The sequence below is a fragment of the Acinetobacter sp. genome, assembly GCF_049284435.1.
In the GTDB taxonomy this organism is placed as follows: Bacteria; Pseudomonadota; Gammaproteobacteria; order Pseudomonadales; family Moraxellaceae; genus Acinetobacter.
On sequence record NZ_JBAPXX010000112.1, the window covers coordinates 1 to 7,184 of the forward strand.

6 protein-coding genes are annotated in these 7,184 nt (G+C 42.0%); 4 read left to right on the forward strand and 2 right to left on the reverse strand.

Annotated features, from left to right (window positions below; translation table 11 throughout):
- Positions 1 to 339: 339 nt before the first annotated feature.
- The gene (locus tag WAK81_RS09990; protein WP_422196687.1) at positions 340 to 912 is read right to left on the reverse strand and encodes a peptidylprolyl isomerase; all 573 of its coding nucleotides are present in this window, start codon (positions 910 to 912) and stop codon (positions 340 to 342) included.
- Positions 913 to 1,015: 103 nt separating this feature from the next.
- Here WAK81_RS09990 and WAK81_RS09995 point away from each other — a divergent pair, with 103 nt between their 5' ends.
- On the forward strand, positions 1,016 to 1,690 hold the full coding sequence (locus WAK81_RS09995) for an acetoacetate decarboxylase family protein (protein ID WP_422196688.1): 675 nt from the start codon (positions 1,016 to 1,018) through the stop codon (positions 1,688 to 1,690).
- Positions 1,691 to 1,761: 71 nt separating this feature from the next.
- Here WAK81_RS09995 and WAK81_RS10000 read toward each other — a convergent pair whose 3' ends face one another.
- Positions 1,762 to 2,832 carry an alpha/beta hydrolase gene (locus WAK81_RS10000; RefSeq protein ID WP_422196689.1) on the reverse strand — a complete coding sequence of 357 codons (1,071 nt, stop codon included), beginning with the start codon at positions 2,830 to 2,832 and terminating at the stop codon, positions 1,762 to 1,764.
- Positions 2,833 to 3,049: 217 nt separating this feature from the next.
- Here WAK81_RS10000 and WAK81_RS10005 point away from each other — a divergent pair, with 217 nt between their 5' ends.
- From WAK81_RS10005 to dnaK, 3 genes are all read left to right on the forward strand, one after another.
- Positions 3,050 to 3,550 carry a hypothetical protein gene (locus WAK81_RS10005; protein WP_262443133.1) on the forward strand — a complete coding sequence of 167 codons (501 nt, stop codon included), beginning with the start codon at positions 3,050 to 3,052 and terminating at the stop codon, positions 3,548 to 3,550.
- A 1,002-nt stretch (positions 3,551 to 4,552) separates the two neighbouring features.
- Positions 4,553 to 5,101, forward strand: coding sequence for a nucleotide exchange factor GrpE (grpE, locus tag WAK81_RS10010; RefSeq protein WP_422196691.1), 549 nt, complete (start codon positions 4,553 to 4,555; stop codon positions 5,099 to 5,101).
- A 119-nt stretch (positions 5,102 to 5,220) separates the two neighbouring features.
- A complete protein-coding gene (gene dnaK, locus WAK81_RS10015; protein WP_422196690.1) occupies positions 5,221 to 7,167 on the forward strand; it encodes a molecular chaperone DnaK in 1,947 nt (648 codons plus the stop codon).
- Positions 7,168 to 7,184 lie beyond the last annotated feature (17 nt).

The following is a 7,184-nucleotide window of genomic DNA, read 5'->3' on the forward strand; positions in this document are numbered from 1 at the left end:
TCAATCAATGAAAATAATTTCGATCAATCAACCAGTAAAAATCCACACAAGTTGTTCTTCATAATCTCTTAATGATCTTTCTAACACCTCGTCAGTGCCAGAAGCTGGACTTCGATAAACTCAACAAATCCGCCATTCTGCTTCGTTCGTTTCCGTCTATCTCGTCGGTATGTGCTCATTATAGGGCAATTTCTTACACGTGCAAGCGCTTTTAGCGCACAGGAATCACGAGTGTTTTATTTTTATGCACCAAATTGGTTTAATTTTATACCAATTATTACATAAGTACATATTTTTAAAATATAAATACAAATTAAATATTTCTGTTTTATTCTGTGCCTAGTTTTTCACAACTGGTGCTTTAATCGTCACACTGTTGATTTTTACAGGGTTCACAGGCACATTTTGATGCATTCCATAGTTTCGGGTCGGTACTTTGGCAATCTGATCGACGATATCCATGCCTTTAGTGACCTTACCAAATACCGCATAGCCAGCATTTCTAGCAGAACGATCCAAGAAGTCATTGTCTACCAGGTTCACAAAGAATTGTGCTCGGGCAGAATCCGGCTGATTGGTACGGGCCATGGCTAAAGTACCGCGTTTATTTTGCAGACCATTCGATGATTCATTTTTAATGGGTGCTTTGGTATTGGCTTTTTCCTGCATGTTCACATCAAAGCCCCCACCCTGCACCATAAAGCCTGGAATGACGCGGTGAAAGATCGTGTCCTTATAGAAGTTGCTCTTTACATAGCTTTCGAAGTTCTTTGCCGAGATTGGCGCTTTGTCATTGAAGAGTTCAATTTCAATATTTCCCGATGAAGTCTTCATCTCAATAATCGTATTTGCAGCAAAGCTTGGTAGACTGACCGCAGCAAGTGCGATGACACATAATGATTTCTTTAACATTTGTTAACTCATCTACTCAGAAGTAATGGTTGTGAATGACTATATATTAATCTTTTATAACTCATAATGCAGTGACCTGCCGACTAAAGACAAGAGAATAAGAATGAAGCATGCATTATTACAGGAGCAAAATATCCACCAGTTTCCACCTTGGCGTTTGCAGGGTGAGGGTTTTATTCTGAATTATTGGCTGACCCCAAGTTTTATTGAGCAAGCGAAACAGTTCCGGATCGCCCCTTCTCCGCTGGGTCGCATGGTCCACGTCTTATTGGTGCGTTATCACGCTTCGCCGATTGGCCCTTATGATGAGTTACTGATTCTGGATCATCCTTTAATTAGTAAACGGCGCCTCAGCTCGATTCCTAAAATTTATGTGTCTACCCATGAGTCTGTGGTACACGGTCAGCATTTATGGGGCATTCCCAAAGAACATGCGCAATTTGAATGGCAGGAAAAGGATCAGGAAGTGCTATGTCAGATTCAGCACCAGAACCAGCATATGACGATTCGGCTGAAGAAAACCAAATCTGCACGCCAGTTCTATATTAATAGTCATCATATTCCAGCGTCTATGCTGAAAATTCAGCAAGCCTGGAAAGGCCAGCGTTTTCAGTTTAGTCCACAGTTCCGCGGTCATCTCTCCAAACTCTCGCAAGTAGAATGGCAAGATGCTGAGAATATATTTCCAGACTTTTCCAAAGCCAAATTGCTGCAAAGCTTTTATGTCCCCAAATTCAATCTGATCTTTCCTGAAGCGCAGATCAGTAGCAAAGTATAAGAACTGATAAAAACCTATCTATAAAAAAAGGTGTTTCATGAGAAACACCTTTTTGCATTCATGCTTTCGATTTAACTATTTCTGTCCCAGAATTTGCGGAAGTTTTTGCTGATCTCAATCACATATTTTTTGGCACGGCGGGAGATCGGCGTCAGGTTGATAAAACCATGTGCCTGATCGGTATATTCATGATAATGAACACTCACGCCATTCTGACGTAGTTTATGCGCATAGATTGAACCTTCATCATGCAGGACATCATGACGTGCGGTAATCACATAAGTTGGCGGTAAGTTCCGCAATTCACCATAAGTAGGTGAAATCAACGGATCATCCAGTTCAATCTGATGGGTTTGGGCATACATTAAGGTCACCAGATCAATATCCTGCTCTGAAAGTACCAGTCCATCTTTATAAGCATAGAAAGAGGGATGACGGCTTTTAAAATCAACTGCCGGATAAAGTAAAAGCTGGGCTCGTGCGGCATAAGATTTACCTGCACTGCGCTGAGTTACAACAGTAGCCAGATTTCCGCCGGCACTGTCCCCTGCCACGGCAATACGGTTTTTATAGACTTTTAGCTGCTTGCTATGCTGATGTGCCCACGCCAAGGCATCTTCACAGACTTGTACCATCTGCAAGGGACTAAATTCTGGCGTCAGCGGATAAGCCACACTCAACACCTGCACTTTGGCATGTACTGCCAGCAAGCGACAGAATTCATCATGGGTATCCAGACCGCCCACCATAAATGCACCACCATGATAAAAAATGACCATCGGCAACTTCTTTTGTGGAGCTGGATGATAATGTCGTGCAAAGATGCTGCCACTTTGCAAAGGCAGGCGTAGCTCTTCGATGACTTTGACAGTAGTTGGTTTAGCCCGGATCGCTTTCATGCGTGCATCAAACAGTGCGCGCGAATGTGCCAGATCCTCACTGATAAAACTGCTATGCCCCTGTTTTATCTGGATGGCCATCAGGCATTTGACCAAAGGATCTAAATCAGGATAGACATGAGGATAATCCAGGGCCTTAACCAATGCTTCCTGTGCAATGCCAGGTAAGCGGTCCAGCATACGCGCTGCCGTCCCTTGTCCTTTTTCCATCACACTTTTCAGAACCGGAGGGTTCACAGTCATTATTTTTAGTCCTTATTCTCTTAATTCTTCATAGTTTCTACACGATTAGCGTTTCAGTGACCATATTCTTATATAAGTCTTAATATCAATGTACATATAGCTTCTGCCCGATACGTTACCTTCATTTATAGAAGATGTCATTGACCGTTTAAAGGTTATTTTTGACGTACTTTTGCGAGCTTAAGTATATTTTTTATTGCAAATCGGGAGGATGCCTATGGCTAGCAAAATTATAGCTCTGTCTTTGGCGACTGCATTTTTAGCTGTAGGCTGCGTCGCATTTCCTGAAGATGGTGGCTATTATGACGGCCGCTATGATCAACGTTATGACCGTCGTTATGAACTGGATCGGCGTTATGAACAAGATCGTCGCTATGAGCGGCAACGCTGGGAATATGAACAGCAACGCAAACGCATTGAACTGGATCGACGTAAACAGGAATTACAACGTCGCAATTGGGAGCAGGATCGTAAAAGACAGTTAGAGCTGGATCGACGTAAAAGTCAACTGGAACGGCAGCGCCATGAACAGCAACGTAAAAATATCATGACGCAACGGCAAAAACAGGCAGAAGCAGAACGCAAGCGTCGTCAGGATCTGGAACGTAAACGTGTAACAGATCAGCGCAGTAAAAAAGTCCAGCAAAACCGTTCTAATCAACGCTGGAATGACAACCGACGCCATCAGGAACAACGTTCACGCGATCGTCGTGATTAAGACTTGAATCATTTTCTCTATTAAAAGCCCAGACTGGGCTTTTTTAATGAAAAAAGATAGCTGCCAGATAGACAAAAGCCCTAAAGAAAATTTCTTTAGGGCTTTTGTAGAGGGTTATGTTAAACGAACTTCCACTTCGCTTATGCTTCTCAGCAATTCAACCAGAACATCCTGTTCTTTACATAAATTATCCTATCGAATCAACTTGCTCTCCTAAAGCCGACATTCACTATCCAAGTTGTAAGTTTTATCTTACATAACGCTAAAATAGAGAAAACTGATTCAAACAAATTCAAAAAAGGTAAATTCTGGGCAAAAAAAGGCTTATCTAGAGAACAGGATAAGCCACGAAAACACATTTCAAAATAAGAAGAAACTACAGCGATAGAATCTGGAATAAATATTAATCAAAAGTTCATTTATTGTGAAAGACTTTATTGCTTAGATATTAATCGTTTTTATGTCTAATAAATAAACAGGCAAAAAAAAGCTGAGTCTTGGGGATGCTCAGCTAAAAAAAGCAACTTTAAAATAGGGCAACAGCAACCCGGTTCGGCTCTCTCCTCTGAACAAGGTCGCTGTTAATAGACGTATGATGCAATTTTTTTAACAATACTTAAAACGGATTAAAATTATTAATTTGATTTAAAAATACGATTAATCATTTTTTATATTGATTTTCAAATAATTAATTCTTGGATTTAGTGGCGAATTAAATCTATTCAGCTCAAAATCCGGATTCATCGCTGCTGATGCCCGTGTATTTTATTCTCATCTCATCCTGCTGTTATGTTCTGAATAGCCCGTTCTGCTGTCCGCTGGATTCAGTATTTTGCATAAATCTTAAATTTAATCTGGGTCGACGCTTGAATTTTTACACCCTGCCCCGATTTCTTTAGGTAATCAAGAACTTCACAACCATGGCAGTTCAGCATAAACGCAGTGAACACTGAGGCCTAAGGACTGTACATGTTTAAGAACCCATTTAAACGGAGTAAATCAATGGCGACTGAGCAAAACGAGCAAGCTCAACAACTTGAGCAAGAGCAAGCGGAACAAGATACAGCGCAAACTCAAGCTGAAACCGAGCAGGCTGAAGTTTCCGTTGAGTCTTTACAAGAGCAGATTGCGCAGCTTGAAGGTGACTTGAAGTTAGAAAAAGCCCGTACCGCCAACGCAGTCTATGAAGCACAAAAAAGTGTTGAACGTATTCAGCGTGAATCTGAAAAGCATAAAGATACGGTTCTGGAAAAGTTCTCTAAAGAGCTTCTAGAAACAGTCGACAATCTGGAGCGTGCCATTTTGGCTGCAGGTGAAGAGCAAACACCATTGCGTGAAGGTGTTGAACTGACCCTTAAATCTTTATTGCATACCTTGGAGAAATTTGGGGTTGTGGCAGTAGACACCAACAACGGTTTCAATGCTGACCTGCATCAGGCAGTCGGGATTGATCCAAATGCCAAAGCCAATGAAATTGGGACTGTTTTGCAAAAAGGTTACACGCTTAACAGTCGCTTATTGCGTCCTGCCATGGTGATGGTCGGCGCTTAAGCCAAATAAATTCGGGAGTTTGTGAAATTTTTTCTAAAAATTTACTTGAAAAAAATTGAACGGCTCTCATATCGGATAACAAGTGTAAATCACAAAAAAATTTTAGAGGAAACATCCAAATGGCTAAAATCATTGGTATTGACTTAGGTACTACAAACTCATGTGTTGCAGTACTTGAAGGCGACAAAGTTAAAGTAATCGAAAATGCTGAAGGCGCGCGCACCACTCCATCTATTATTGCCTATAAAGATGGCGAAATTCTGGTAGGTCAATCTGCAAAACGTCAAGCCGTGACGAATCCGAAAAACACATTGTTCGCGATCAAACGTTTGATCGGTCGTCGTTATGAAGACCAAGCGGTACAAAAAGATATCGGTCTGGTTCCTTACAAAATCATCAAAGCGGACAATGGTGATGCTTGGGTTGATGTCAACGACAAAAAATTGGCGCCACAACAGGTTTCTGCTGAAATCTTGAAAAAGATGAAGAAAACTGCTGAAGACTACCTGGGCGAAACAGTGACTGAAGCAGTGATTACTGTTCCTGCTTACTTCAATGATGCACAACGTCAAGCAACTAAAGATGCAGGTAAAATCGCAGGTTTAGAAGTTAAACGTATCATTAACGAACCAACTGCTGCTGCACTTGCGTTCGGTATGGACAAAAAAGAAGGTGACCGTAAAATCGCGGTTTACGACTTGGGTGGTGGTACTTTCGACGTATCAATCATTGAAATCGCTGACCTTGATGGTGACCAGCAAATCGAAGTATTGTCTACCAATGGTGATACATTCCTGGGTGGTGAAGACTTCGATAACGCGTTAATCGAGTTCCTGGTTGAAGAGTTCAAGAAAGAACAGAACTTTAACCTGAAACAAGATCCACTGGCGTTACAGCGTTTAAAAGAAGCTGCTGAGAAAGCGAAGATCGAACTTTCATCTTCAAACGCAACTGAAATCAACCTTCCATACATCACTGCTGATGCGACTGGTCCTAAACACTTAGTGATCAACGTAACACGTGCAAAACTTGAAGGTTTGGTTGCTGATCTGGTTGCGCGTACGATTGAGCCTTGCCGTATTGCACTTAAAGATGCGGGTCTTTCGACTTCTGACATCTCTGACGTCATCCTGGTGGGTGGTCAGTCTCGTATGCCAATGGTTCAACAAAAGGTTCAAGAATTCTTCGGTAAAGAGCCACGTAAAGACGTAAACCCTGACGAAGCAGTCGCAATGGGTGCTGCGATTCAAGGCGCGGTACTTTCAGGTGACAAAACTGACGTACTTCTACTTGACGTAACTCCGCTAACGCTTGGTATTGAAACCATGGGTGGCGTGTTGACTGCAATCATCGAGAAAAACACCACGATTCCTGCGAAGAAATCTCAAGTGTTCTCAACTGCTGCTGACAACCAGCCTGCTGTAGACATTTCGGTTTACCAAGGTGAACGTAAAATGGCGCAGCAAAACAAACTGCTGGGTAACTTCCAGTTAGGCGACATTCCACCTGCTCCACGTGGTGTGCCACAAATTGAAGTATCTTTCGACATCAACGCTGATGGTATCTTGAAAGTATCTGCAAAAGACAAGAGCACTGGTAAAGAGCAATCGATCCAGATTAAAGCAAACTCAGGTTTGTCTGATGCTGAAATCGAAGCAATGATCAAAGATGCTGAAGCGAATGCTGAAGAAGATCGTAAATTCGAAGAACTCGCGAAAGCACGTAACGAAGCGGATGCATTAGTGTCTTCTTCTCAAAAAGCAGTGAAAGATCTTGGCGAGCAAGTAACTGCTGACGAAAAAACTGCCATTGAAACTGCGGTAGCTGAGCTTGAAGCTTCAACCAAAGAAAATGACGTTGAAGATATTAAAGCGAAAACTGAAGCGCTTCAAAACATCATCATGCCAATTAGCCAACGTGCTTATGAAGCAGCACAAGGTGCTCAAAGCGGCGCGGAAGGTTTTGATCCAAACGCATTCCAAGGCGGCGAAGGTCAACAACAGCAAAAAGCTGATGACGGCGTTGTAGATGCTGAATTCACTGAAGTAAAAGATGACAAAAAATAATTTGTCGCTTTAACTGA

Bases quoted from the DNA above. Each gene is read 5' to 3' on its own strand.
- WAK81_RS09990 (WP_422196687.1), bottom strand. From the start codon at position 912: ATGTTAAAGAAATCATTATGTGTCATCGCACTTGCTGCGGTCAGTCTA.
- WAK81_RS09995 (WP_422196688.1), top strand. From the start codon at position 1,016: ATGAAGCATGCATTATTACAGGAGCAAAATATCCACCAGTTTCCACCT.
- WAK81_RS10000 (WP_422196689.1), bottom strand. From the start codon at position 2,832: ATGACTGTGAACCCTCCGGTTCTGAAAAGTGTGATGGAAAAAGGACAA.
- WAK81_RS10005 (WP_262443133.1), top strand. From the start codon at position 3,050: ATGGCTAGCAAAATTATAGCTCTGTCTTTGGCGACTGCATTTTTAGCT.
- grpE (WP_422196691.1), top strand. From the start codon at position 4,553: ATGGCGACTGAGCAAAACGAGCAAGCTCAACAACTTGAGCAAGAGCAA.
- dnaK (WP_422196690.1), top strand. From the start codon at position 5,221: ATGGCTAAAATCATTGGTATTGACTTAGGTACTACAAACTCATGTGTT.